Source organism: Phenylobacterium sp. RIFCSPHIGHO2_01_FULL_69_31 (genome assembly GCF_001824475.1).
In the GTDB taxonomy this organism is placed as follows: Bacteria; Pseudomonadota; Alphaproteobacteria; order Caulobacterales; family Caulobacteraceae; genus Phenylobacterium.
In genome coordinates this window covers 27,539-53,383 of record NZ_MHXN01000007.1, presented here as the reverse complement: position 1 = coordinate 53,383, position 25,845 = coordinate 27,539, and the positions used below count along the sequence as shown (strand labels likewise).

The 25,845-nt window shown below is 70.6% G+C and carries 24 protein-coding genes; 13 read left to right on the top strand and 11 right to left on the bottom strand.

The annotated features are described in order from the left end of the window. Positions 1-7: 7 nt before the first annotated feature. From A2790_RS04070 to cpaB, 3 genes are read right to left on the bottom strand one after another with little or no spacing between them, the layout of a single operon-like run. On the bottom strand, positions 8-1,204 hold the full coding sequence (locus A2790_RS04070) for a cellulose synthase operon protein YhjQ/BcsQ (protein ID WP_293387870.1): 1,197 nt from the start codon (positions 1,202-1,204) through the stop codon (positions 8-10). Positions 1,205-1,212: 8 nt separating this feature from the next. After that, complete coding sequence (locus tag A2790_RS04065) at positions 1,213-2,547, bottom strand: type II and III secretion system protein family protein (protein ID WP_293387867.1); 1,335 nt, start codon at positions 2,545-2,547, stop codon at positions 1,213-1,215. Positions 2,548-2,561: 14 nt separating this feature from the next. After that, positions 2,562-3,473 carry a Flp pilus assembly protein CpaB gene (gene cpaB / locus A2790_RS04060; RefSeq protein WP_293387865.1) on the bottom strand — a complete coding sequence of 304 codons (912 nt, stop codon included), beginning with the start codon at positions 3,471-3,473 and terminating at the stop codon, positions 2,562-2,564. Between the two features lie 187 nt (positions 3,474-3,660). Here cpaB and A2790_RS04055 point away from each other — a divergent pair, with 187 nt between their 5' ends. The 3 genes from A2790_RS04055 to A2790_RS04045 all read left to right on the top strand — a co-directional run bounded on the left by A2790_RS04055 (position 3,661) and on the right by A2790_RS04045 (position 6,976). Beyond that, a complete protein-coding gene (locus A2790_RS04055; protein ID WP_293387862.1) occupies positions 3,661-4,590 on the top strand; it encodes an aldo/keto reductase in 930 nt (309 codons plus the stop codon). Positions 4,591-4,648: 58 nt separating this feature from the next. Beyond that, positions 4,649-5,863: a CoA transferase gene (locus A2790_RS04050; RefSeq protein WP_293387859.1), complete on the top strand. Its 1,215-nt coding sequence runs from the start codon at positions 4,649-4,651 to the stop codon at positions 5,861-5,863. 90 nt (positions 5,864-5,953) lie between these two features. Then, a complete protein-coding gene (locus A2790_RS04045; RefSeq protein WP_293387856.1) occupies positions 5,954-6,976 on the top strand; it encodes a DUF2804 domain-containing protein in 1,023 nt (340 codons plus the stop codon). A gap of 6 nt (positions 6,977-6,982) precedes the next feature. Here A2790_RS04045 and A2790_RS04040 read toward each other — a convergent pair whose 3' ends face one another. Further along, positions 6,983-8,863 carry an acetyl/propionyl/methylcrotonyl-CoA carboxylase subunit alpha gene (locus A2790_RS04040; RefSeq protein ID WP_293387853.1) on the bottom strand — a complete coding sequence of 627 codons (1,881 nt, stop codon included), beginning with the start codon at positions 8,861-8,863 and terminating at the stop codon, positions 6,983-6,985. 165 nt (positions 8,864-9,028) lie between these two features. Next, positions 9,029-10,621: a carboxyl transferase domain-containing protein gene (locus tag A2790_RS04035; RefSeq protein ID WP_293387850.1), complete on the bottom strand. Its 1,593-nt coding sequence runs from the start codon at positions 10,619-10,621 to the stop codon at positions 9,029-9,031. A 231-nt stretch (positions 10,622-10,852) separates the two neighbouring features. Between A2790_RS04035 and A2790_RS04030 the strand changes: the two genes are divergently transcribed. The 5 genes from A2790_RS04030 (at position 10,853) to glcF (ending at position 16,785) form a co-directional block, all read left to right on the top strand. Next, a complete protein-coding gene (locus tag A2790_RS04030; RefSeq protein WP_293387847.1) occupies positions 10,853-12,004 on the top strand; it encodes an acyl-CoA dehydrogenase family protein in 1,152 nt (383 codons plus the stop codon). Further along, positions 12,004-12,786, top strand: coding sequence for an enoyl-CoA hydratase-related protein (locus A2790_RS04025; RefSeq protein WP_293387844.1), 783 nt, complete (start codon positions 12,004-12,006; stop codon positions 12,784-12,786). The genes A2790_RS04030 and A2790_RS04025 overlap by 1 nt, the downstream gene beginning before the upstream one ends. 83 nt (positions 12,787-12,869) lie before the next feature. Next, complete coding sequence (locus A2790_RS04020; protein ID WP_293387842.1) at positions 12,870-14,357, top strand: FAD-linked oxidase C-terminal domain-containing protein; 1,488 nt, start codon at positions 12,870-12,872, stop codon at positions 14,355-14,357. Next, complete coding sequence (gene glcE / locus A2790_RS04015) at positions 14,357-15,529, top strand: glycolate oxidase subunit GlcE (protein ID WP_293387840.1); 1,173 nt, start codon at positions 14,357-14,359, stop codon at positions 15,527-15,529. Before A2790_RS04020 ends, glcE begins: the two co-directional genes overlap by 1 nt. Continuing rightward, positions 15,526-16,785 carry a glycolate oxidase subunit GlcF gene (gene glcF / locus A2790_RS04010; RefSeq protein ID WP_293387838.1) on the top strand — a complete coding sequence of 420 codons (1,260 nt, stop codon included), beginning with the start codon at positions 15,526-15,528 and terminating at the stop codon, positions 16,783-16,785. The genes glcE and glcF overlap by 4 nt, the downstream gene beginning before the upstream one ends. 192 nt (positions 16,786-16,977) lie before the next feature. On the opposite strand, the gene A2790_RS04005 is transcribed toward glcF, so the two are convergent. After that, positions 16,978-18,042: an NADH:flavin oxidoreductase gene (locus tag A2790_RS04005; protein ID WP_293388579.1), complete on the bottom strand. Its 1,065-nt coding sequence runs from the start codon at positions 18,040-18,042 to the stop codon at positions 16,978-16,980. Positions 18,043-18,171: 129 nt separating this feature from the next. On the opposite strand from A2790_RS04005, the gene A2790_RS04000 reads away from it, so the two are divergent. Further along, positions 18,172-18,534, top strand: a complete 363-nt coding sequence (locus A2790_RS04000) for a DUF6152 family protein (RefSeq protein ID WP_293387836.1) — start codon at positions 18,172-18,174, stop codon at positions 18,532-18,534. On the opposite strand, the gene A2790_RS03995 is transcribed toward A2790_RS04000, so the two are convergent. Beyond that, on the bottom strand, positions 18,473-19,180 hold the full coding sequence (locus A2790_RS03995) for an NUDIX domain-containing protein (RefSeq protein WP_293387834.1): 708 nt from the start codon (positions 19,178-19,180) through the stop codon (positions 18,473-18,475). The two genes, A2790_RS04000 and A2790_RS03995, sit on opposite strands and share 62 nt — an antisense overlap. Positions 19,181-19,268: 88 nt before the next feature. Here A2790_RS03995 and A2790_RS03990 point away from each other — a divergent pair, with 88 nt between their 5' ends. The 3 genes from A2790_RS03990 (at position 19,269) to A2790_RS03980 (ending at position 22,519) form a co-directional block, all read left to right on the top strand. Next, positions 19,269-20,804, top strand: a complete 1,536-nt coding sequence (locus tag A2790_RS03990; RefSeq protein ID WP_293387832.1) for an ADP-ribosylglycohydrolase family protein — start codon at positions 19,269-19,271, stop codon at positions 20,802-20,804. A gap of 29 nt (positions 20,805-20,833) precedes the next feature. After that, positions 20,834-21,724: a rhodanese-like domain-containing protein gene (locus A2790_RS03985; protein WP_293387829.1), complete on the top strand. Its 891-nt coding sequence runs from the start codon at positions 20,834-20,836 to the stop codon at positions 21,722-21,724. A 117-nt stretch (positions 21,725-21,841) separates the two neighbouring features. Then, the gene (locus A2790_RS03980) at positions 21,842-22,519 is read left to right on the top strand and encodes a PEPxxWA-CTERM sorting domain-containing protein (RefSeq protein WP_293387826.1); all 678 of its coding nucleotides are present in this window, start codon (positions 21,842-21,844) and stop codon (positions 22,517-22,519) included. Positions 22,520-22,589: 70 nt separating this feature from the next. Here A2790_RS03980 and ruvC read toward each other — a convergent pair whose 3' ends face one another. From ruvC to A2790_RS03960, 4 genes are all read right to left on the bottom strand, one after another. Beyond that, a complete protein-coding gene (ruvC, locus tag A2790_RS03975; RefSeq protein WP_293387823.1) occupies positions 22,590-23,099 on the bottom strand; it encodes a crossover junction endodeoxyribonuclease RuvC in 510 nt (169 codons plus the stop codon). Between the two features lie 67 nt (positions 23,100-23,166). After that, a complete protein-coding gene (locus tag A2790_RS03970; RefSeq protein WP_293387820.1) occupies positions 23,167-23,859 on the bottom strand; it encodes an SHOCT domain-containing protein in 693 nt (230 codons plus the stop codon). A 68-nt stretch (positions 23,860-23,927) separates the two neighbouring features. Beyond that, complete coding sequence (locus tag A2790_RS03965; protein ID WP_293387817.1) at positions 23,928-24,197, bottom strand: PEPxxWA-CTERM sorting domain-containing protein; 270 nt, start codon at positions 24,195-24,197, stop codon at positions 23,928-23,930. 119 nt (positions 24,198-24,316) lie between these two features. Next, complete coding sequence (locus tag A2790_RS03960) at positions 24,317-25,087, bottom strand: site-2 protease family protein (RefSeq protein ID WP_293387814.1); 771 nt, start codon at positions 25,085-25,087, stop codon at positions 24,317-24,319. 93 nt (positions 25,088-25,180) lie between these two features. Here A2790_RS03960 and A2790_RS03955 point away from each other — a divergent pair, with 93 nt between their 5' ends. Further along, positions 25,181-25,804, top strand: coding sequence for an adenylate/guanylate cyclase domain-containing protein (locus A2790_RS03955; RefSeq protein ID WP_293387811.1), 624 nt, complete (start codon positions 25,181-25,183; stop codon positions 25,802-25,804). Positions 25,805-25,845 lie beyond the last annotated feature (41 nt).

The following is a 25,845-nucleotide window of genomic DNA, read 5'->3' as shown; positions in this document are numbered from 1 at the left end:
TCGGTCCTCAGGCGGCCTTAGCCGGGCTGTCGCGGCGCGGCGGTTGCGCCGCCAGGCGTTCCACCAGGCTCTGGATGTCCTTGACGATCTTGGACTTGGGCCGGTGCTGGGCGATGGGGCCGCCCAGGTTGGCGGAGGCGGCGGCCGCCTCCCAGTCCGAGCTGACGCCGGCCTCGGCCTTGCGCTGCAGGGCCTTCTCGGCCTCCGTCATCGACGGCGCGGGGCCGAACATGCGGCTGGCCAGGCGGTTCAGCACGATGCGCGGCCGCAGGCCGGCGGAGAGGGCGTCCTCGATCTCGTCGGAATAGGCGCGGGCGGCCAGCAGCGCAGGCACCGTCAGCTCCGAGATGACCAGCACCTCGTCGCAGCCGGCGAGCGCGTCCAGGGTCCACGACCGGCGATGGCGGGGCAGGTCCAGGATCACCCAGTCATAGACTTCGCAGGCGACCTCCAGCATGCGCAGGACGGCGTCGCGGCCGACCGCGTCGAAGGCGTTGGGGTCGCGGACCCCGGCCATGAGGTCCAGGCCCTTGGACACCGGCGTCACGAACGCCTGCAGCATGGCCGCGTCGATACGGTCCGCGGCGTGGCCGAAGTCGGCCAGGCGGGTCGTGGGCTGGCTGCCCAGATAGGCGGCTGCCGCGCCGTCGGCGAGGTTGAGGTCCACGAGGCAGACCGCCCGGTCCTTGCCCGACTGGACGGCCAGGGCATGGGCGATCTCGATGGCGATGGTGGTCGCGCCGGACCCGCCGACGGCCCCGGTGACGCCCCAGCAGCGGGACGTCGAGCCCGACGTCTGGGTGGGCGCCGGCTGGGCGTCGGTCAGCAGCGCCTGGACCGCGGCGGCGAGGTCGTCCGGCGTGTAGGGCGCTTCCAGGATGTCGGACGCCGGCAGGCGCAGCACGTTGCGGACGAGGCCGGCGGGCAGGTTCTCGCCCAGCATGAGCACGGGCGGACAGGCGCGAAGGGCCGAGAGCGCCTTCACGCAGGCGGCCAGGGCGGGCGCCTCCCACGCGTCGGCGTCGATCAGCACCAGGTCGACGGCGCCGGCCGGCAGGCCCTCCAGGCTGGAGGCCGAGCCCATCTCGATGGCGGCTCCGGCGAGGGGGCCGTCGGCCAGCGCGCCCAGGTTCGCGCCGAGCGCCAGGATCCGGCGGCCCGGGATGAGGTTGGCAGAGGGGGAAGCGGACTTGGAACGCAGCATCTGGGTCTTCACTTCACCGCGGCCGGCTTGCCGTCGTCGCGCGGGAGGGGTTTGTCGTGAGACGCGCCAAACAGCAGGAGGTCCGCCGTCGACGGCTCCTTGCCCGGCATGGAGTCGATCGGCGTGATCTGGCGGTCGGCTGGGGTGGACAGCCGGGGCGTGACGATGATCAGCAGCTCGCTTTCCGAGCGCTTCCAGCGCGCCGAGCGGAACAGGGCGCCCAGGACCGGCAGGTTGCCCAGACCCGGGAACTGTTGAACCGCGTTCTCGTAATTGTGCTGGAAGAGGCCGGCCATGGCGAAGCTGTCGCCGGGCCTCAGCTCCAGGGTGGTGGCGGCGCGGCGGACCGTGAGCGCGGGCACCACGAAGTCACGCACGGTGAGCGCGTTGTTGAAATCGAGCTGGCTGACCTCCGGCTCGACATTCAGGCGGATCCAGCCGTTGTCCTGCACATTCGGCGTGAAGTTCAGCCGCACGCCGTAGGGCTTGAACTCGATGACGATCTTGTCGAGGTCCTGCGGCACCGGGAACGGGAATTCGCCACCAGCCAGGAAGCTGGCCTTCTGGCCTGAAATGGCCACCAGGTTCGGGCGCGCCAGGGTTCGCAACGCGCCCTTTTCCTCGAGCGCCTGCAGCTGGGTATCCACCGTCGCGCGGCCGATGCCGCCGGTGCTGGTGATGGAGCCCTGCGGCGGGTTGAGGCCGATGAGGCCGGCGCCGGTCAGCACCGAGAACGAGTCGTTGAAGATGGCGAGGTTGACGCCGAGGTCCTGCAGCGCCGAGCGGCTGGCTTCCAGGATGCGGACCTCGAGGATCACCTGCTGCGAGTTCTGGACCGTCAGGCGCGAGATGATCGAGTCGGGGGCGTACTTCTCGGCGATCTTTTCGGCGCTGGCCTGGACGCCGGAGTTCGAGATCTCACCCGTGAGCATCAGGACTTCGCCCAGATTGCGCACGCGGATGGGCTCGCCGGGAAACGCCGCGACGAGGTCCTGTTGCAGGCCCTCGGCGTCGTAGCCGACGCGCACGTCCAGCACTTCCGACAGCTGGCCGCCGCGGCCGTAGACCAGCATGTTGGTCGAGCCGAATTCGATGCCCTGGACATAGAAGCTGCTGTCCGAGGTCGCCGTCACCTTGGCGATCTCGGGCTGGGTGATGACGATCCGCGACGCCGGCCCCGGCAGGCGGAAGGACAGAGCCTTGTCGCGCGGCACATAGATGGTGCGGCGCTGGACGGGCTCGCTGGCCAGGGTCTGGGCCGCGGCGGGCGCGGCAGCCGAGCCGGCCGTGATGAGGATCAGGCCCGCCAGGGCGCTGAGGACGGTGCGGGGAAGGCGGTACATCGGGATCATGGGCCTCAGCTCGTCGCGACCGGCAGGGCGAGCGGCGCAGGCGCCGCGGCGGGAGCCGGCGCGCGGCGTGGCGCGCGGGTGCGCTTGGTGGGCTCGCCCTCGACGATGAGGATGGCCGAGTGGGTGGAGGCCGGCGCGCTACGGACGACCGGACCCGCGGCGGCGCGGGGTCGCGCGCCCCCGACCAGGAAGTCGGCGGTCCGCAGGGGCGGCGCATCCTCGATCTCGGCGGCGCCGTTGCGGCGCAGCGCCAGCGAAAGTTCGCCGAGGGTGGCGGCGATCGACAGCTTCTGGGAGTCCTCCACGGAGACCTCGATGGTCGCCGTGGACGGGCTGGCCGGCTTGTTGGAGGTCGGGTCCGCGTTGAGGTCCACGCCGAGGACCCGGGCGTTCTGAACCACAACATAGGAGATGTAGTTGCGCTGCTCGCCCTGCGGGGTCAGGTCGCGCATCAGCACCACGTCGACGTGGTCGCCGGGCAGCGCGTGACCGCCGACGCCGGACGCGTCGTCGACCTTCAGCGTATAGGCCCGCATGCCCTCCGAGACCTCGGCCGCGACCGAGGGGCGGGCGCCGGGGCCGGACAGCTTGGCGGGCAGCAGCGCTTCGCGCGACGCCACCGGAACCAGGACGACCGGCGCCCCGCCGCGATCCGCGGCAAGCGCCTGCGCCACGGTGGCGAACGAACCTTCGGGGATCGCGTTGGCCGGGACGTTGATGACGGTGAGCATGCCGGCGTCCAGCTTCTCGCCGTACTTCAGCGGCCGCGACGCCACGACGACGGGCTTGCCCACGGCCTCGACCCGCAGCGGCGACTTGGCCGCCGAGGCGTTCGGAAGCGCGATCTTTGCGACGAAGAGAGCGCCTAGCCCGAGCACCGCCGAAGCGGCGAGGCTGACGATGGTTACGACGCGCATGCGTTGAGCCTGACCAGCAATTGCCTTGTTATCTCGGCACGTTAACGACGTCCGCCTTGCGATATCCTCAACGTGCAAGGTGAATGGCCCGGTAGGGATTGTGACCGGCGCGCTAATCCGCTGGCTCGTGGGCGCGCCGGGGCGCTAGGCTCGCCCGTAGCAAAGAAGCGCGAGGGGAGATGGCCGGATGAAGGTGCGCAGGCTCGGGAATTCGGGGCTGAAGGTCAGCGTGGTCGGGCTGGGCTGCAACAACTTCGGCATGCGCATCGACGCGGCCCAGACGCAGGCCGTGGTCGACGCCGCTATCGACGCGGGCGTCACCCTGTTCGACACCGCCGACATCTACGGCGGGACCAAGTCGGAGGAGTTCCTGGGCAAGGCGCTGGGCAAGCGGCGGCGCGACATCGTCCTGGCCACCAAGTTCGGCATGCCGGTGGGCCAGGATCCGCGCAAGCGCGGCGGCTCGCGCCGGTGGATCATGCAGGCGGTGGAGGACAGCCTGCGCCGGCTGGGCACGGACTACATCGACCTCTACCAGCACCACCAGCCCGACCCGGACACCCCCGTGGACGAGACGCTGCGCGCGCTGGACGACCTCGTGACCCAGGGCAAGGTCCGCTACCTCGGCAATTCAAACTACACCGGATGGCAGATCGCCGACGCCGACTGGACCGCGGCCGGCCAGAGCCGCTTCGTCTCGGCGCAGAACCTCTATTCCCTGCTCGAGCGCGACGTGGAGCGTGAGGTGCTGCCGGCCTGCGAGCATTTCGGGCTGGGCTTCCTGCCGTTCTTCCCGCTGGCCTCCGGCCTGCTCTCGGGCAAGTACCGCCGGGGCGAGCCGCCGCCCGAGGGCACGCGCCTGCAGGCCTGGGGCGCACGCGGCGAGGCCGCGATGACCGACGCCAACTTCGACCGGGTCGAGGCTCTGGAGGCCTGGGCCCAGGAGCGTGGCCACACGATCCTGGAGTTGGCCTTCGCCTGGCTCCTCGGCCACGAGGTGGTCAGTTCGGTGATCGCCGGGGCGACGACGCCGGAGCAGGTGAAGACCAACGCCGCCACGGCCGCCTGGCGCCTCACTCCCGAAGAGGTGGACGAGGTGACCAAGCTGGTCGCGTAAGCTTGGCGGACGGAGCGTCAGCCTGCGATGACCATCCGCTAGTCCGTCGGGAGAAAGCATGTACGACCTGCTGAAAGGCCTTCGCGTGGTCGAGGGCTCGGCCTTCGTGGCGGCGCCGACCTGCGGTCTCTACCTAGCCCAGATGGGGGCCGAGGTGATCCGCTTCGACAACATCGGCGGCGGCCCGGACTTCCGCCGCTGGCCGCTCGCGCAGAACGGGTCGAGCCTCTACTGGGAGGGCCTGAACAAGGGCAAGAAGTCGGTCGCCATCGACCTCGCCAACCCCCAGGGCCGCGAGATCGCCCAGCGGCTGGCGGCGGCGCCGGGCGAGGACGGCGGCCTCTTCGTCACCAACTTCCCGGTGGACGGCTTCCTTGGCTACGACAGGCTCAAGGCGCTGCGAGACGACCTGATCTGCGTGCGCGTCATGGGCTGGGCCGATGGGGCCCAGGGGATGGACTACACGATCAATTCGGCGCTGGGGCTACCCCTGATGACCGGCCCGGTGGGCGACGACCGGCCGGTGAACCACGTGCTCGCGGCCTGGGACCTCCTGACCGGCGCGTACTGTGCCTTCGCCATGGTCTCCGCCCTGCTGGCGCGGATGCGGGGGCAGGGCGGGCGCGAGATCCGCGCGCCGCTCTCCGACATCGGGGCGGCCACCATGGCCAACCTCGGCTTCACCGCCGAGACCTGGCTCACCGGCCATCAGCGTCCGCGGATGGGCAACGACGTCTTCGGCGCCTTCGGCCGCGACTTCACCACCAGGGACGGCCAGAAGCTCATGCTGCTGGCGATCACACCCAAGCAGTGGAGCAAGGCGCTGGAAGCCCTGGGGATCGGCGCCGAGGCAGCCGCCCTGGAAGCCGAACTCAGCGTCTCGTTCGCCAAGGACGAGGGCCTGCGCTTCGAGCACCGCGCCCGGCTCTATCCGCTGTTCGAGCGCGCCTTCGCGGCCAAGACGGCAGCCGAGCTGACCCCCGCCTTCGATGCCGGCGGGGTCACCTGGGGCAGCTATCAGACTCTGGAGGCGGCGCTGGAGGACCCGCGCCTCTTCAAGGACAATCCGCTGTTTGAGACCATCCAGCACCCCAGCGGCCTCAGCTATCCGGCGCCCGGCGCCATGGGCACCATCCCGCAGGACCAGCGTGGGCCGGTGACGCCCGCGCCGCGCCTGGGACAACACACCGACGAAGTCCTCGCTGACGTTCTGGGCCTGAGCGGCGGCGAGATCGCCAAACTCCATGATGCGGGCGTGGTCGCAGGCGCCTGACGGCCGCGCCGAGGTCGGCCGCGTGGGGCGCTTACTAGGCCAGGGACTCGGACCCTGCTCTCATGGCGACGGGATTCGGGGGAGACACAGGTGACGCAGATCGAACTGGGGCCGGGCGACCTGCTGGATCGTCGGGGCCGGCTGACGGAGCCCGGCTGGGCCCGCTACGAGGCGCGGCGCTACAGCCGTAAGGCGATCGCCGCCTCGCCGTTCAGGATCAAGGAGTGGGACTACTACTGCGTGCTGGCGGGCGACTACGGCCTGGCCGCGGTGGTCGCCGACAACGGCTACATGGGCTTTCTGTCGGCCACCTGGTTCGATTTCCGCAAACCGTCGGCGGTCACCGAGAGCGTGATGACGGCCTTTCCGCTCGGCCGGATGCGGATGCCGCAGAGCGCCGATGCCGGCGACGTCGTCCAGGACCATCCGAAGCTGAAGCTCGCCTTCCGTCACACGGCCCAAGGTCGGCAACTCACCCTCGACTGTCCGGGGTTCATGAACGGCAAGGGCCTGAGCGGGACGCTGGACCTGGCCCAACCGTCCATGGACCGGATGATGATCGCCACGCCCTGGGCGGGCGCGCCCAAGGCCTTCTACTACAACCAGAAGATCAACTGCATGCCGGCCAGCGGCGCGATCGCGCTGGGCGATGAGACCTATGCGTTCACCCCGGACAAGGCCTTCGGCGTGCTCGACTGGGGCCGCGGCGTCTGGACCTATCGCAACACCTGGTACTGGGGGTCCGCCTCGGGGCTGGTCGAAGGCCTCCCGTTCGGATTCAACATCGGCTACGGTTTCGGGGACACCTCGGCTGCCTCCGAGAACATGGTCTTCCACGACGGCGTGGCGCACAAACTGGACCAGGTGACCTTCCACCTGCCGGAAGGAACCTACGACGGCGCGCCCTGGCGCTTCTCCTCGAACGACGGGCGCCTGGAGATGACCTTCGAGCCGATCCTGGACCGTGCCGACGCCTCCGATCTCAAGATCATCCGGTCGATCACCCACCAGGTGTTCGGGCGCTTCTCGGGGACAGCCGTGCTGGACGACGGGCGCAAGGTGACCTTCAGGGACCTGCTCGGTTTCGCCGAGAAGGTGGAGAACGCCTGGTAGCGGGGCCTATTCGGCGGGCGTGAGCTTCGCCAGCAGCGCGCCTTCGCTGACCTGGGCGCCCAGCTCGGCCGACAGCTCCGCCACCACGCCGTCGAACGGCGCGGCCAAGGCATGTTCCATCTTCATGGCTTCCAGGGTGAGCAGGGGCTGGCCCTTGGTCACGGCGTCGCCCGCCTTGACCGAGATCTGCGTGACCTTTCCGGGCATGGGGGCGCGGAGCGATCCGTCGCCGGCCGCGCCGGAGGCGTCCGCGGCGGGCGGGTGGTCGCGGAACACGAAGGCCTCGCCGCCCTCGAAGACGACGACCTCCTCCTCGCTCTCCACATGGATGAAGCGGGACGGCTCCAGCGGCATCTCCACCTCCACGACGCGGTCGCCGTGGAACAGGCGGGTGGTTTCCACGGCCGGGGCGTTGAGCCGGAAGCCCTTGAGGTCGACCCAGGGGGTCACGTGGCCGGCGCGGCGCTCCACCGCCTCGCGGAACGCCCAGCCGGCGGTGGCCAGGGCCTCGGGGCTGGGTTCGGCCTGGGCGGTCAGGGCTTCCAGTTCGCGCCCGATCAGGCCCGTGTCCACGCTGCCGACGATGAAGTCGGGCGTCTCCAGGCAGCGGACCAGGAAGGCGGCGTTGGTCTTGACCGGAAACACCTCCACCTCGCCGCACGCCTCGGCCAGGGCCGCCACGGCCTGGTCGCGGTCGTCGCCGTGGGCGATCAGCTTGGCGATCATCGGGTCGTAGAACGGGGTGATGGAATCGCCCTCGTCCACGCCGGTGTCGACGCGCACGCTGGTGGGCAGGCTGAAGCTGTCCAGGCGGCCGATCGAGGGCAGGAAGCCGGTGGCCGGGTTCTCGGCATAGAGGCGGGCTTCCACCGCGTGGCCGCGGAGCTCGATCTGGTCCTGGCGTAGGGGCAGGGGCTCGCCGGCGGCGACGCGGAACTGCCATTCCACCAGGTCCTGGCCGGTGACCATCTCGGTGACCGGATGCTCCACCTGCAGGCGGGTGTTCATCTCCATGAACCAGATGCGGTCGCCGCGCAGGCCCTGGCTGGCGTCGGCGATGAACTCGACGGTGCCGGCGCCCACATAACCGACGGCCTTGGCGGCCTTCACCGCCGCGTCGGTCACCGCGGCGCGGGCCTGCTCGCTCATGCCGGGCGCGGGCGCTTCCTCGATCACCTTCTGGTGGCGGCGCTGCAGCGAGCAGTCGCGCTCGTAGAGGTGGACGACATTGCCGTGGCGGTCGCCGAACACCTGCACCTCGATGTGCCGCGGGCGGGTGACGTAGGTCTCGAGCAGCACGCGGTCGTCCCCGAAGCTGGCGGCCGCCTCCCGCTGGCACGACGCGAGCGCCGCCTCGAAGTCGGCGGCGCTTTCCACCAGCCGCATGCCCTTGCCGCCGCCGCCGGCCACCGCCTTGATCAGCACCGGGAAGCCGATCCGCGCGGCTTCCTTCGCCAGGGTCTTGGCCGACTGGTCCTCGCCCAGGTAGCCGGGCGTGACGGGGACGCCGGCCTTGGCCATCAGGCTCTTGGCGGCGTCCTTCAGGCCCATGGCCCGGATCGCGCTGGGCGGCGGGCCGATCCAGACCAGGCCCGCGGCCATCACGGCCTCGGCGAATTCGGCGTTCTCGGAGAGGAAACCGTAGCCCGGATGGATCGCCTCGGCGCCGGCCGCCTTGGCCGCCGCGATGACCCGATCGCCCTTCAGGTAGCTGTCGCGCGCGGCGGCCGGGCCGATCATCACGGCCTTGTCGGCGTCGCGGACGTGCGCGGCGTCCTTGTCGGCTTCGGAGAAGACGGCGACGGTCTCGATGCCCAGGCTACGGGCGGTGGCGAACACCCGGCGGGCGATCTCGCCCCGATTGGCGACCAGAACAGATCTAAACATCAGACGCCTCGCGCGCCGCAGGCGCTGTCTTATGAACCGCAGAAAACGCAGAAGACGCAGAAGGGGTGGCCCCGCCGCTCACGGCTCGCCTTCTGCGTTCTTCGGCGTTTTCTGCGGTTGAATCTTGAAGGCGCTGACGCGCCATGGGCTTCGCCATCCAGCGCCTCACATCCGGAACACGCCGAAGCGCGTCTCGGGGATCGGGGCGTTCAGGGACGCGGAGATGGACAGCCCTAGCACGTCGCGCGTCTGGGCGGGGTCGATGATGCCGTCGTCCCACAAGCGGGCTGTGGCGAAGTAGGGGTTGCCCTCGTCCTCGTAGCGCTGGCGAACGGGCGCCTTGAACGCCTCCTCCTCCTCCGGCGACCACTTGTCGGCGTCGCGGTGGACGGTGGCCAGCACGCTTGCGGCCTGCTCCCCGCCCATCACCGAGATGCGGCTGTTGGGCCAGGTCCACAGGAAGCGCGGCGAGTAGGCCCGGCCGCACATGCCGTAGTTGCCGGCGCCGAACGAGCCCCCGATCAGGACGGTGAACTTCGGGACCTCCGCGCTGGCCACGGCGGTGACCAGCTTGGCCCCGTCCTTGGCGATGCCGCCGGCCTCGTAGCGGCCGCCGACCATGAAGCCCGAGATGTTCTGCAGGAAGACCAGCGGGATCTTCCGTTTGCACGCCAGCTCGATGAAGTGCGCGCCCTTCAGCGCGCTCTCCGAGAACAGCACCCCGTTGTTGGCCAGGATGGCGACCGGGTGGCCCCAGATGCGCGCAAAGCCGCAGACCAGGGTCGTGCCGTACAGCGCCTTGAACTCGTCGAACTTCGAGCCGTCCACCACCCGGGCGATCACCTCGCGCACGTCGTAGGGCGCGCGCACGTCGGTGGGCACGACGCCGTACAGCTCCTCGGGGTCGAAGGCCGGCGGCTCGGGCTCCTCCATGTAGAGGCCCACGTCCTTAGTGGTGTTCAGGTTGGCCACGATGCGGCGGACGATGGCGAGCGCGTGCTCGTCGTTCTCGGCCACGTGGTCCACCACGCCGGAGCGGCGGCCATGGGTGTCGGCGCCGCCCAGCTCCTCGGCCGAGATGATCTCGCCCGTAGCCGCCTTCACCAGCGGCGGGCCGCCGAGGAAGATCGTGCCCTGGCCCCGGACGATCACCGTCTCGTCCGACATGGCCGGCACATAGGCGCCGCCGGCGGTGCACGAGCCCATGACGCAGGCGATTTGTGCGATGCCCTCGGCGCTCATCCGCGCCTGGTTGAAGAAGATCCGCCCGAAATGCTCGCGGTCGGGAAACACCTCGGCCTGGTGCGGCAGGTTCGCGCCGCCCGAGTCCACCAGGTAGATGCAGGGCAGGCGGTTCTGCTGGGCGATCTCCTGGGCCCGGAGATGCTTCTTCACCGTCAGCGGAAAATAGGCCCCGCCCTTCACCGTGGCGTCATTGGCCACGATCATCACCTCGCGGCCCGACACGCGGCCGATGCCGGTGATCACGCCCGCGCCCGGGGCCTCGTCGCCGTAGAGGCCGAAGGCGGCGAGCTGGCCGACTTCAAGGAACGGTGCGCCGGGATCCAGCAGCCGCATCACCCGCTCCCGCGGCAGCAGCTTGCCGCGCGAGGTGTGGCGCTCCCGAGACGCCTGCGGGCCGCCCAGCGCGGCCTGGCCGGTCCGCTCCCGAAGCTCCGCCACCAGGGCGCGGTTGACCTCGGCGTTGGCGGCGAAGGCGGCCGATCCGGTGTCGAGCGCCGATTGTAGTTTCCTCATGCCCCAGCCCTAGGCCGTCGTTTTCCGCGCGAGGTCAAGTTCCTCGAAGGTGAGGCGGGGGCCGCGGGACCATTGCCTGCTTGTATCGGTTCGTCGAGAGATCATGCCCCTGATGTGGCGTTATTGGGGTTCAATTCACTTGTCATCCCGATTTCGCGGCACGCGAAGACCGGGATCACCCTCAGGCGAGGCCCTATGCTCACGCAACGTCGCCGTGGCAGACAGCGTCCCGTGACCACCGAGACCTTTCCCGAAATCCGCGAGGCCGTGCGCAGGCTGTGCGCGCGCTTCCCCGGCGCCTACTGGCGCGAGCTCGACCGCGAACGGGCCTATCCGACGGCGTTCGTCCAGGCCCTGACCGAGGCCGGCTTCCTGTCGGTGCTGATCCCCGAGGAGTATGGCGGCTCGGGGCTCGGCCTGGCGGCGGCCACGGCGGTGCTGGAGGAGATCCACCGCTCGGGCTGCAACGGCGGCGCCTGTCACGCCCAGATGTACACCATGGGCACGGTGCTTCGGCACGGCACGCCGGCACAGAAGGAAGCCTATCTGCCCAAGGTCGCCACCGGCGAGCTGCGCCTCCAGGCCTTCGGCGTCACCGAGCCCGACGCGGGAACCGACACCACACGCATCACCACCTTCGCAAAGAAGGTCGGCGACAAGTACGTCGTGAACGGCAGGAAACTGTGGATCAGCCGGGCCGAGCATTCCGACCTGATGGTCCTCCTCTGCCGCACCAGCCCCCGCGAAGAAGCGAAAACCTCGGCCGGTATGAGCGTGCTGCTGGTCGACATGCGCCAGGCGGTGGGCGCCGGCCTGACCATCACCCCCGTCCGCACCATGCTGAACCACGCCACCACCGAGCTCTTGTTCGAGGACCTGGAGGTCCCCGCCGAGAACCTGGTCGGCGAGGAAGGCAAGGGTTTCAAGTACATCCTCGACGGCATGAACGCCGAGCGGATCCTGATCGCGTCCGAGTGCATCGGCGATGCGAAGTTCTTCATCGACCGGGCCAGCCAGTACGCCAAGGATCGCGTCGTCTTCGGCCGCCCGATCGGCGAGAACCAGGGCGTCCAGTTCCCCCTGGCCCGCGCCTACGTCCAGATGACCTCGGCCAGCCTGATGGTCGACAAGGCGGCGGCGATGTTCGAGGCCGGCCAGCCCTGCGGGACCGAGGCCAACATGGCCAAGCTCGTGGCCTCGGAAGCCTCCTGGTACGCGGCCGACATGTGCCTGCAGACCCACGGCGGCTTCGGCTTCGCCGAGGAGTACGACATCGAGCGCAAATTCCGCGAGACCCGCCTCTACCAGGTGGCGCCGATCTCCACGAACCTGATCCTCAGCCACGTGGCCACCCACGTCCTGGGCCAGCCGAAGAGCTTCTGATGACCTACGAAACCATCAAGGTTGAAGAGGCGGCGCCGGGCGTGACGGTGATCGCCTTCAACCGGCCGGACGTGGCCAATGCGCTGTCCACCCAGATGGGCCGGGAGCTGCTGGACGTCTGGTCCAAGCTGCGGGGCGACGACAGCCTGCGCGCGGTGATCCTGCGCGGCGAGGGCAGGCACTTCCAGGCCGGGGCCGACCTCAAGGAACGCAACGGCATGACCGACGAGGCGTGGGCCGAGCAGCACCGGCTGTTCGAGGCCATGATCCGCGCCCAGCTGGCCTGTCCAGTCCCGGTGATCGCCGCGGTGCAGGGGGCGGCCATGGGCGGCGGCTGCGAGATGACGCTCGCCTGCGACTTCGCCTATGCGGCGGAGGGCGCGCGTTTCGGCCTGCCGGAAGCGGGCCTCGGCATCATTCCCGGCCTCGGCGGCACCCAGCTCCTGACGCGCGCGGTGGGGCCGCGCCGGACCATCGAGATCCTCACCACCGCCCAGCCGTTCACCGCCGATCAGGCGCTGGCCTGGGGCCTGGTCAGCGGCGTGGTCCCGCCCGAGGCGCTGCTCGATACGGTGCTGAGCGTGGCGCGGGTGATCGCCAGCAAGGCGCCCCTCTCGGTCCGCGGCGCCAAGCGCGTCGTCCACGGCGGTCAGGACCTGGACCTGGCCCGCGCCATGGACCTGGAGCTGACGGTCTACAACCACCTCTTCACCACCCACGATCGCCGCGAAGGCGTGGGCGCCTTCAACGAGAAGCGGACGCCGGCCTTCGAGGGCCGCTAACCCTCGTTCCCCGATCTTCGCTTGCCGCGAAACCGGGGAAGACATGCTTTGTGTTGGCCGCGTCTCAGCGTAGGCATGGCCCCATGCACATGCCCGCGCCCGACCCTGCGCTGATCGCCCGCAAGGGCGAGATCGTGCGGGCGCTTCGGAAGATCGTGCCGGGCGAAGGCGTGGTGTCGGAACCGGCCGGGCTGGTTCCCTTCGAAAGCGACGGGCTGTCCGCCTATCGCCAGACCCCGATCGCCGTCGTCTTGCCCGAGACGACTGAGCAGGTCTCCGAGATCCTGCGCTGGTGCCAGGCCAACGGGGTGAAGGTGGTGCCCCGGGGCGCCGGCACCTCGCTCTCCGGCGGGGCCTTGCCGCTGGCCGACGGCGTGGTGCTGGGGCTGTCGAAATTCAACCGGGTGCTGGAGGTGGACTACGCCAACCGCTGCGCCGTGGTGCAGCCGGGCGTGACCAACCTTGGCGTGACCGCCGCCGTCGAGGGCCAGGGCTTCTACTACGCCCCCGATCCGTCCAGCCAGATCGCCTGCACCATCGGCGGCAACGTGGCCGAGAACTCGGGCGGTGTGCACTGCCTGAAGTACGGCCTGACCACCAACAATCTCCTGGGCTGCGAGCTGGTCCTGATGAACGGCGAGGTGGTACGGCTCGGCGGCAAGGCCATGGACGCCGAGGGCTACGACCTGCTCGGCCTCGTCACCGGCTCCGAAGGGCTGCTGGGCGTCGTCACCGAGGTGACGGTGCGCATCCTGCCGCGGCCCGAGACCGCCCGGGCGCTCCTGCTGGGGTTCGCCACCGTCGAGGGTGCGGCCGCGACCGTCGGCGACATCATCGCCGCCGGGGTGATCCCCGCCGGCCTGGAGATGATGGACAATCCGGCGATCCGGGCCGCCGAGGCCTTCGTCGGCGCGGGCTATCCCGTGGAGGCCGCCGCGCTGCTGATCGTCGAGCTGGATGGGCCCGAGGCGGAGTGCGCCGAGCTCACCGGCCACGTCCGCGCCCTGGCCGCCCAACGCGGCGCCGACTTCGTGCGCATCTCGAATAGCGAAACCGAGCGCCTGGCCTTCTGGGCGGGGCGCAAGGCCGCCTTCCCCGCCGTAGGACGGATCGCACCGGACTACTTCTGCATGGACGGGACCATCCCGCGCGGACGGCTGCCCCAGGTCCTGACGCGCATCTCCGAACTGTCCGCCGAGTACGGCCTCGGCGTGGCCAACGTCTTCCACGCCGGCGACGGCAACCTGCACCCGTTGATCCTCTACGACGCCGACATCCCCGGCCAGCTCGAGAAGGCCGAGGCCTTCGGCGCCGACATCCTGAAACTCTGCGTGGCCGTGGGCGGGGTGCTGACCGGCGAGCACGGGGTCGGCGTCGAGAAGCGCGACCTGATGGGCGAGATGTTCGACCCCACGGACCTCGCCTGCCAGCAGCGGGTGAAGTGCGCCTTCGATCCGGGCCTCCTGCTCAACCCGGGCAAGGTGTTCCCGACCCTGCACCGCTGCGCGGAACTTGGCCGGATGCATGTGCATCGGGGCAAGCTCGCCTTCCCCGAGCTGCCGCGGTTCTGATGATCGACACCGCCGTCCGCGTCCTGAAACCCACCACGCCGGAGGAGGTGCAGGCCCTCGTCGCCGAGGCCGGCGCGGCGGCGCGCCATATCGAGGTGGTGGGCGGCGGCACCAAGCGGGCCATCGGGGCCATGGATCCGGTCGACGTCGTGCTCTCGACCCAGCGGCTGGACCGCATCGTCGACTACGCGCCGGACGAACTGGTGCTCACGGTCCAGCCGGGCGTGCGGCTGGCCGACATCGAAAAGCTGGTGGCCTCGCGCGGCCAGATGCTGGCGTTCGAGCCGCCGCGCTGGACACGGCTGCTTGGCGCGCGGGGCGAGCCAACCCTGGGCGGCGTGCTGGCGGCCAATCTGTCGGGACCGCGGCGAATCCGGGCGGGCGCCGCGCGCGACCATTTCCTGGGCTTTGCCGCCGTGTCGGGCCGGGGCGAGATGTTCAAGGCCGGCGGCAAGGTTGTGAAGAACGTCACCGGATACGACCTGATGAAGCTGATGGCCGGGTCGTGGGGCACCCTGGCGATCCTGACCGAAGTGACCTTGAAGGTGCTGCCGGCGCCGCGGACCGAGACCACCCTGCTGCTGTTCGGCCTGCCCGACGTGCGGGCCAGCGAGGCCATGGCCCTGGCGATGAACGGGCCCTTCGAGGTGTCGGGCGCGGCGCACCTGCCGTCGTTCGCGGCGCGCGCGCGTCCGCTCAAGGCCGAGATGCCGACCACGGCGCTCCGCCTCGAAGGGTTCGAAGCCTCCGTGGCCGCGCGGGCGGAGGGCTTGGCCGCGGCGCTCAAGGGCTATGGCCGGATCGACGCCCTGGAAGGCAAGCACAGCCAGGAGTTCTGGAACCAGATCCGCGAGGTGGAGGCGTTCGCCGGCGACCCTCGGCCCCTGTGGCGGCTGTCGCTGCCGCCCGCGGCGGGTTGGCGGGGGCCGCATGGCCTGCCCGGGGATGCGCTGTACGACTGGGCCGGCGGCCTTGCCTGGCTGTTGACCGAGGAGCCGGCGGCCAAGGTGCGCGCGGTGGCGAGGAGCCTGGGCGGCCACGCCCTCTGCCTGCGCGGCGGCCCGGCGTTCGGCCCGCGTGACGGGGCGCTGGGCGCGCTGCACGAGCGGGTGAAGGCGGCGTTCGACCCGCTGGGCGTGCTCAATCCCGGACGGTTGGAGGGTGGCCTTTGAGGACCGCCTTCACGCCCGAACAGCTGGCCGATCCCGAGACCGCCGCCAGCCAGGCCGCGATCCGCAAGTGCGTCCACTGCGGCTTCTGCACGGCCACCTGTCCGACCTATGTCCTCCTTGGCGACGAGCGCGACAGCCCGCGCGGGCGGATCGAGCTGATCCGCGAGATGCTGGAAAAGGGCGGGGCCCCGTCGCCGGAAACGGTGACCCACGTCGACCGCTGCCTCTCGTGCCTGGCCTGCACCACCACCTGCCCGTCGGGCGTCGACTACGCCCGGCTGATCGACCACGCCCGGGCGCACATCGAGGCGCACCACGTGCGGCCCTGGCCGCAGCGGATACTGCGCGCGGTGCTTCCGGCGGTGCTGACCCGGCCGCGCCGTCTGGCGGCGGCCCTGGCCCTCGGCCGCCTCGCGCGCCCGCTGGAGCCGCTGCTGACGCGGCTGCGGCTGGCCCCGCTGGCGGCGCTGCTGCGGCTGGTTCCGCCGCCCCTGCCGCGGGCCGCGACGGCTCCGGCCGGGTCGCCGGCGGACGGATTGAGGGGGCGGGTGATCCTGCTCCAGGGCTGCGTGGAGCCGGCGATGGCGCCGCAGGTCCGCGCCGCCGCCATCCGCCTGATCGCACGGGCCGGCTACGAGGTGGTCCTGGCCGAGGGCGAGGGCTGCTGCGGGGCGCTGTCGGAACACCTGGGGCGGGCGGACGAGGCCAGGACCATGGCGCGGGCCAACCTCGCGGCCTGGGCGAAGGCCGGGCCGGTCGACGCCATCGTCACCACCGCCGCCGGCTGCGGGACGATGCTGAAAGCCTACGGCCGGCTGGTGGGTGAGGCGGTCCCGGCGCGCGACGTCCTGGAATTCATCGCCGAGGTCGGTCTGCCGGAGCGGGTGAAGACGCCCGCACTCAGCGTCGCCTACCATGCCGCCTGCTCGCTGCAGCACGGCCAGCAGATCAAGACCGCGCCCCTGCGCCTGTTGACGGAGGCCGGCTTCGACGTGCGGACGGTGGCGGAAGGCCATCTCTGCTGCGGATCGGCCGGGGTCTACAACATCCTGCAGCCAGAGCTCGCCACGAAGCTGCGCGACCGCAAGGCGGCGAACGTCAACGCTGTCGGCGCGGCGGTGGTCGCGGCCGGGAACGTCGGATGCATGGCCCAGCTCGCGCCGGTGCTGGCCGCGCCGGTCGTCCATCCCGTCGAGCTGCTCGACTGGGCGACGGGCGGCCCGAAGCCGGCCGCCCTTGCGCCAGCCAAGGTCTAGGTAGTTCTACGGAAGTAGCGCTACGGAATTTTCAGACGCGCGAGAAAGAGCGACCCTCCCACTCAGAGTAGTAGGGAATGGGCGATGGCGCCGATCGAATTTCACGCCGAAGTGTTGCTGACTGCGTTCGGCGTCTATGCGGTCATCGTCGTCGCCCTGACCCTCTGGAACGCCCGGGCGGCGCGTACCGCTTCACGCCGCCTGGACGAAGCCGGGCCAGGTGGACATGTACTTCACAAACGCCGGTCCCAGGCCCTCGTTGGCCAGATATTCGGCCGTGACCGGTAGGGCCACGGGCGTGAAGTCCGGATCGCGGGCGCGCTCCGGGAAATCGTGGTGCAGGATCGCCGCGCGCCCGATCAGCACATAGTCGGCGCCGTTCTCCAGCATCGTCGAGGCGATGGCCGGGGTGGTCACCTTGCCCGCCACGCCCAGGCGGACATGCCCGCGGTCGAGCTCGGTGAAATAGCTCATAAGGCTGCGGCCCTTGTGCTCCTCCTCCGCCGGCTCCTTGAAGACATCCCACAGCGACATGTCGAGATAGTCGATCCGGCCGTCGGCGAGGATCGACCGGGCCACTTGGACGATCTCGGCGAGCTTTAGCCCGAAGCGCTCGGGCGACAGGCGAAGGCCGAGCTGGAAGTCGCCGCCGGTACGGGCGCGGACGCCCTCGATGATCTCGAAGATGATGCGCGCGCGGTTCTCGACCGAGCCGCCATAGCGGTCCTCCCGCCGGTTGATCTCCGGCGACAGGAACTGGGCCAGGACATAGCCGTGGGCGCCGTGGATCTCGACGCCTTCGAAGCCCGCCTTTTCCGCGCGGACCGCGGCGGCCACGAAGTCCTCCACCAGCTGTTCGACCTCGCCCAGCGACAGGCCCCGGGCGCCGGTCTCGGGGTCGTCCGACGGGCAGACCGGCTGGCCGACCAGGTCTTTCGGACTGCGGTTCCCGGCGTGGTGCATCTGGAGCGCCGACACGCTGCCGGCCGCCTTGATCGCCGCCGCCAGCCGGGAGAGCCCTTCGAGGTGTTGGTCGCCGAAGACGCCCAGCTGGCCGGGGAAGCCCTGGCCCACCGCCTGCACGTGCGCCGCGCAGGTCATGGTCAGGCCGAAGCCGCCCTCGGCCCGCTTGGTCAGCCAGCGGAACTCGTCGTCCGACAGCGTCCCGTCCGCATGGCTCTGCAGGTTGGTGAGCGGGGCCAGCATGAAGCGGTTCTTCATGGCGGGGCCATGCGCCAGCGTCATCGGTGCGAACAAATCAACCAAGGCGGGGCCTCCAGTGCGGATATCGCCGCAGGGTTACCTGCCTTCCGCGGCGGCGGGCAAACGAGCCTTTCTACAAGCCGTGTCAGGCCTTAACGTCACGCCCGGGGGCAGGAGGTCGAAATGGCGAGACTGTCGATCATGGGCGCTGCGGCCGCCCTCGTCCTGGCGGGCGGCGGCGCCCAGGCTCACCACGGCTGGGCCATCTACAGCGACCAGGAGAGCCAGGTCTCGGGGGTCGTGGAAACGGCGTCCCTGGGCCAGCCGCACGGGTTGATCCGCGTGCGCACCCCCCAGGGCGTGTGGGCCGTGATGCTGGCCCCGCCGGCGGCGATCGAGCGCTCGGGCCTGACCCTGGCGGCGATTCCAAAGGGCGCGCAGGTGACCGCGCGGGGCCACCAGCGCACCGACGGGACGCTGGAGATCAAGACCGAGCGCCTGATGGTGGGGTCGCGGACGTTCGACCTGTATCCCGCCCGGGATTGATCCAGGCGGCGGCCGGCTCGTAGAGGCGCGCGGGACGGTGCGCGCCGTGGGCGAAGTCGTCGGTTTCGCGCACACACTCCAGGGCCGACACCATCTTGCGGAAGTTCCGCTTCTCCGCGTCCTCGCCGATCACCGCTTCGTAGGCGCCCTGCAGCTGGCTGAGGGTGAACCGGCCCGGCAGGAGGGCGAACAGCGGCGAGATCCGGCGCGCCTGCGAACTCAGCGCCCCAAGCGCCCGGCCCAGGATCTCGTCGTGGTCGAAGGCCAAGGGCGGCAGGTCGTCCACCGGGAACCACCGCGCCTGTGCCGCATCGGTGGAGGCTTCCAGCCGCAGCTCGTCCGACGGCAGTAGGGCCAGGTAGGCCACCGAGATCACACGCTCGCGGGGGTCGCGGTCGGGGGCGCTGAAATTGCCGAAGTGCAGGAGCAGCTCGGCGTCGACCCCCGTCTCCTCCAGCAACTCGCGGCGGGCGCAGTCGTCCAGTTCCTCGTCCGGCTGCAGGAAGCCGCCCGGAAGCGCCCAGGCGCCTTTGTGGGGCGGCTCGCCCCGCTCGATGAGCAGCACGTTCAGCGCCCCTCGCCGCAGGGTGAAGACGGCGATGTCGGCGGCCACGGCCGGATGGGGATAGTCGTAGGTGAACGGCATGTTCGTGTGTTGACTACACTAAGTAAGGGCTGGTAAGTGTTAATCACACACTAAGTCAGTTCCCACCTGAGTCAACCGAGGTCCGGCCATGAGTGTCGCCTGCACGCCTCAAGCGTTCCGCATCGACTCCATCGCGCAGGGGCGCGGCGTGATCGGCGTCAGTGCTTGTCCCGGCAGCGGCGTGGCCGAACTCGGCGAGGATCTCCGGGCGGTGGCGTCCTTCCGGCCCGACGCGATCGTTACGCTCATGTCCGCGCAGGAACTGCGGTTGATCGGCCGCGCCGATCTGCCCGAGACCCTCGCCGGCCTCGCGCCCCAATGGCACCACCTGGTCCTCCGTCCCGGCGGAGCGCCCGATGCGCGCTTCGAGCGGCTCTGGGCCTATGCCGGCCACCGGTTGCGCGGCCTGCTGCGGCGCGGCGGCCGGGTGCTGGTCCATTGCGACACCGGCGGCGTGCGTGCCCGATGGCTGGCCGCGAGGCTCCTGACCGAACTCGGCGTTGCCGCTGGGGAGGCGGCGGCGCGGGCGCACGCGCCGCGTCTGGCGGCGGCGCTCGCGACCGGACCGCTTGCCGACCACCACGTGGCGGGACGGATCCAGGGTTGCTTGTTCGGCGGCGCCCTGGGGGATGCGTTCGGCTACCCCGTCGAGTTCAAGTCGCGCGCCGAGATCCGCGAGGCGTTCGGCGCCCGGGGGCTGGAGGAACCGCGTCTGTCGCGGGGTCGGCTGGTGGTCAGTGACGATACCCAGATGACCCTCTACACCGCCGACGGGCTGCTCTCGGCCCTGGCGCTCGGCGCCGTACCGCGTGCGGAGCAGGTGCTGGCGCGGATCCGCCACGCCTACCTCGCCTGGTTCCGCACCCAGCGGGAGGAGTTCGCCACCGGCGCGCCTGGCGTCAGCCAGCACCGCGAAATGTGGGCCCTGCGCGCGCCGGGCAGCACCTGCCTCAGCGCCTTGCGGGGCGGGGCGCGGGGGACCATCGAGGCGCCCGTCAACGACTCCAAGGGCAGCGGCGCGGTGATGCGCGTGGCGCCCCTGGGCCTCGTGCCCGCCATTGACGCGGACGAAGCCTTCCGCCTCGCCCATGCCGCAGCGGCCCTGACCCACGGACACCCTGTGGCGCGCCTCAGCGCTGCGGCCCTGGCGAGCCTGCTGCGCGACCTGCTGGACGAGACGCCCATGACCGCCGCCCTCGAACGCATGGAGGCCCGTCTCGCGCGGAGGCCCGACGGCGGGGAAGTCCTGGCCGCGGTGCGCGCCGCCCGGATCCTGGCCGGCGACGGCACGCCGCCCGATCGCGCCGTCGCGACGCTCGGCCATGGCTGGACGGGCGAGGAGGCCCTGGCGATCGGGCTCTATGCGGCCCTGCGGGCCGACCGGTTCGAAGACGCCCTGCGGCTGGGCGTCGACCACGACGGCGACAGCGACACGACCGCCTCGATCGCCGGCCAGATCTGGGGCGCGCTCCATGGCCTGGATTCCCTGCCGCACGGATGGATCGCGCGGCTCGACGTGCTGGACCCGCTCTGCGACGTGGCGGGTCGCCTTATCGCCCACGCCCGGGAGCCGGCGCCGCAGGCCGTTCCCGCCGGGGCTTGGATCGCACGCCAGAGAGTCTAGCCTGCCGGGGATTTTCGGAGGTTCGCGCGATGCGGTTTCTTCTGGCGGTGCTGCTGGCGCTGGCGCTGGTCCAGCCGGGGTTTGCGGCGACGGCGCGTGAGCGGCTCGTGGTGGAGCCGGCGTGGCTGGCGAAGCGTCTGGACGATCCTGCTCTAGTGATCCTGCAGGTCGGCGACCGCGCCGGGTACGCGGCCGGCCACATCCCCGGCGCGCATCTGGTGAGCCTGGCCGATTTCGCCGCTCCGCCCCGCGGGCCGGACCCGCTGATCCTGGAACTGCCGGAGCCGGAGGCCCTGCGCGCCAGGCTGATGGCGCTGGGCGTCTCGCAACGTTCACGGATCGTGGTCGTACCGACGCGCGACGGCATCCAGTCGGCGACGCGCGTCGTGTTCACCCTGGACGCCGCAGGGCTGGGCCGGCGCACCGTCCTTCTCAACGGCGGCACGGCCGCGTGGAAGGCCGCCGGCGGCGCGCTCTCGACCGAGGTTCCGGCGCCGCGGCCCGGCCGGCTGCGGCCGATCCGGTTCAAGCCGCTAGTGGTCGACGCCGACTTCGTGAAGGCCCACGCCGGCCGGCGCGGCTATGCGGTGGTGGATGCGCGCGCCCCCGAGTTCTTCTCCGGCGCCCGCAGCGGCGGGACCGCGGCGCGGCCGCACAAGGCCGGCCACGTGGCCGGCGCCCGGAGCGTGCCGTTCGTGGAGGTCACGACGCCCGACCAGAAGCTGGCATCGCCGGAGGCGATCGCGGCCCGGTTCCAGGCGGCGGGCGTGAAGAAGGGCGACACCGTCATCGCCTACTGCCACGTGGGTCAGCAGGCCAGCGCCACCCTATTCGCCGCCCGTACGCTCGGGCTCGACGTCCTGCTCTACGACGGCTCGTTCGAGGACTGGTCGCGGCGCGACGGTCCGGTCGAGGAATAGCCGCGCAAAAAACGCGTTATCCCAGGAACCTGCGCCGCCGGGTCAGGGTTTCCCTTCGGCTGTGACGCGTGCGCTTGCGGGCTCTCCCTGCCTGCCGGCCATTTGGGGATATGACGGATGCACCTGAAACCACTCTACGCCCTGGCGGGCGCGGCGGCGATTGCGATGGCCGCCGGCTCCGCGAACGCCGCGGTGACCTTCATCGGCTACCAGGCCGATCTGAATGCGGGCGAAACCTTGGTCACCGACTTCGATGGCGGCGCGACGTTGGGCGATCTCGCTTTGGGATCCGATTTTTCGTTGACTGGGACGGGCGTGCTGTTCACCGGCTCGACCGCCAAGCTCAGCGCGGCCCCGGCGCTCTCGCCCGATAGCTGGGACGAGACGCAGTACCTGAGCATCCAGAAGAATCAGAGCGTGACGCTGGACACGCCGCTGCTGAGCTCGATCAGCTTCTACATCGGCTCGTTGGACCGTTTTAACAGCTTCACCTTCAGCCTGGCCGACGGCACGAGCCAGGTGGTGACCGGCGCGATCCTCGCGGCCCTGCCGGGGATGGACGCCAACGGCAGCCAGACCTCGTTCACCACCAACGGCCGCCTGACGTTCAGCTTCGATAGCGCGATCACCGCCGTGACGATGGCGTCGGGCAACTACTCGCTGGAGATCGGCGACATCGGCGCGATCTTCGCCGGCGCCGCGGTTCCCGAGCCCGCGACCTGGGCCATGATGATCCTGGGCTTCGGCGGCGTCGGCACGCTGATGCGCCGGCGGCGCGCGATGGCCTTCGCGTAGCGCCCAGCCGCAGGACAGGAAGGCGCCGGTCTCCAGAGCCGGCGCCTTTTTTGTTGGCCGGCTGAAACGGTCAGGCCACGCGCCGGGCGGTCCTCGCGTGGGCGTGGGCAATTGCCACCGCTAGGGCGTCGGCTGCGTCGGCCCTGGTCTTGCCGGCCGCCGGCAGCAGGCGGGCGATCATCCAGCCGACCTGGGCCTTGTCGGCCCCGCCCGTACCGACCACCGCCTTTTTCACCACCGTGGCGGCGTACTCGGCCACCGGTAGGCCCGCGCGGGCCGGCACGATCATCGCCATGGCCCGGGCGTGGCCCAGCTTCAGCGCCGACTGGGCGTTGTTGTTCATGAAGGTCTCTTCGACCGCGGCCTCGTCCGGGGCGTGCGCGGCGATGACGGCCTCGATCTCGGAAAACAGGCAGAGCAGGCGCTCGGCGAAGGGCAGGCTGTCCTTCGGGGCGATGACGCCGTGGGCCACGTGGCTGAGCCGCGCCCCTTCGCACGCGATGACGCCCCAGCCGGTGCGGCGCAGGCCGGGGTCCAGGCCTAGGATCCGGACGGGGGGAAGTCGAATCGGGGCGTTCATCGTCTGTTCCGGACAAGATGCCCGAACGACGAAGGGGTTGGAATGGTGAAGAGAGGGTAAAGGCGCCTCAGGCCCGGCCCAGGATCTTGGCCTTCATCTCCTGGAACTCGGCGTCGTTGATCGCGCCGGCGTCCAGCAGGTCCTTGGCCTTGCGGATCTCGTCGACCATGCGGTCGCCCCCGGGGCCGGGCCCCGCGCCGTCGCCCGCGCCGATCGACACGCCGCCGGAGGCCGCCCGGGTTTCCTCGAGGCTGCGCACCCGCCGCTTCTCCTCCCAGGCCTGCTCCTCGTACTGGGCCTTGGCATACATGGCCGAGGCGGCTTCGCTGGGCACGCCATCCACCGCGATGCCGGCGTGACCCAGCAGCAGGCTGTCGAAGGCGAGGTTGGAGCCGCAGAGGCTGTCGAGGATGTTCTGCTCCAGGCGGGCGTCCTTGAGGTCCTTCCACTGCATGTCGGCCATCTTGAAGCCGCCCAGCAGCCCGCGCTGAACCGTCAGGATGCGGCTGGAGGTGATGGCGATCACCGTGCGGCGCTTGAAGAGGGCGAAGGCGCGATGCTGGACCGCGCGCGCCGTCACAGTCTCGCCGGTCATCAGGGTCCGGTCGAGGGTCTCGTTCGCCTTCGCGGCCCGCTCCGAGGCGCCGAGGAACACCAGGGCGGCCCAGATGGCCAGCGGGATCAGCCCGACCCCCAGGCTGAGAACCACGATCAGCAGCCAGATGCCGACCGCCTGCCCGAGGCTGATCACGCCCTTCATCCGACCCTCCGCCGACCGACCGTCGAGACTGCGACGCTATCGGGCGGCCGGGCGCGCCTCAAGCGGGATCAGAGATGACCCATGGCCCGACGGCGGCGCAGGATCTGGCCGGCGGCGCCGAACCCGATGATCATCATCGCCCAGGTCATCGGCTCGGGCACCGATCCGGCGAGGTGATAGAGGTTCTCCAGGCCCGCGGCGGCCGGATGGGCCGGCTCGGCCGCCAGGGGGGACTCGCCCTCCGTGGTGAGCGGTTGGTCGTAGACCTCGACCGCGTGGCCGGCGGTCGCAAAAAGCAGGCCGGCGGCGACGGACGCAGCGGCGAGAAGGCGTTTCATCAGTGAAGCCCCGATGTGGCTCGTCCTGCGGCCCGTGCCCCGCAGAACGTGTTCGCCATGGCCGTAGCCCACCCGCGCGCCTCTCAGCAACGGATTGCGCCTGTAAGGCGAAACCGCGGTCAGCGCCAGAAGTGGAAGGCGTCCCAGCCGGCCTGCATGGCCTCGACCGGCACGCCGAGGGCAGCCGCCAGGACGACGGCCCCGCCAAACAGCAGGTCGCTGAAACCCGGCAACAGGAACACGGCGGCCAGCAGCAACAGCAGGGCGACCCCCTCCGCCTTGCGGATCGCAGGCGCCCAGCTTCGCGGAAGGAACGGTCGGAGCGCGTTGAACCCGTCCAGGCCGGGCAGGGGCAGGAGGTTCAGGATCAGGGCGGTGGCCTGCAGGAAGGCCAGCATCGCCAGCGCCGCGAAGAGGGGGCTCGTAGAGGTCGACGGGGTCCAGAGCCCAAGCACCGAGGCGAGGACCAGCAGGACCAGCAGCGTGGCGCCAGAGCCTGCCAGCGAGGCGGCGGCGCGCCAGCCCGGGCCGCGCATCAGGTCGTTGCGCAGATAGACCGCGCCCCCGGGAAAACCGATCCCGCCCAGCGCCAGGGCGATCAGCGGGATCACCAGGCTCGTGCCCAGGTCGCCGTAGCGCCGGGGGTCGAAGGAGAGGTAGCCCTTCTCCCGTACGGTATGGTCGCCGGCCAGCCAGGCGACGCCCGCATGGGCGAACTCGTGCGCCATCACCGCCAGCACCCACCCCGTCATGATGAAGGCGAAGGTCAGTGGCGACTTGCCGGCCGGCGCCAGGACGAGCGCCGCGCCGAACGCCAGGAAGGCGGCCATCAGGCCAAGGCCGATCAGGTTGTTGGGCGGGGCGACGGGCTTGGCCGGAACAGCGGTCATGGCCCCAGACATAGTCCATCACTCGCCTGATGCGAGCCTCGCCTTGACTTGGCTCTGCCCAAGCGTTGCCATGGCGCAGCCTGGGGAGGCGTCATGAACCACGTCGTGCTGGAGGCGGCGGCGCCGCTCAACACGCGTGAGCGGCTGGACGAGCTGCTCTCGCAAATCATCGACCATCCGGAACTGCGGGTGGAGATCTCGCAATCGATCGAGCGCGAGTTCACCCAGCGCCGCGCGGTTCTCGTTCTGGACATGAGCGGCTTCTCGCGCACCACCCAGGTGCACGGGGTGGTCTCGTTCCTCCTGATGATCCATCAGATGCGCCTTCTGGCGGCGCCCACCATCGAGGCGTGCGGCGGCATCCTCGTGAAGGCCGAGGCAGACAACCTCTATTGCCTGTTTGACGAGGTCTCGCAGGCCGTGGCGGCGGCGCGCGAGATCATCCGCCAGCTCAACACGGTCAATGTGCTGCTGCCAGCGACCCGACGCCTCTACGCCTCCATCGGCATCGGCTTCGGCGACATTCTGGTGCTCGGCGGGCACGACCTGTTCGGCGACGAGGTGAACCTGGCCTCCAAGCTGGGCGAGGACGTGGCCCAAGGCGGCATGATCCTGCTCACCGAGGCCGCCCGGACGGAATTGCCCGAAACGGTGGCGACCGCCGCCGAACGCGCCAGCATCTCCGGGCTGGCGCTGACCTATCACGCGGTGGTCTAGAGCCCGCCCGCTTCCCCCGCAGGCGGGGGAATCCGAAAACC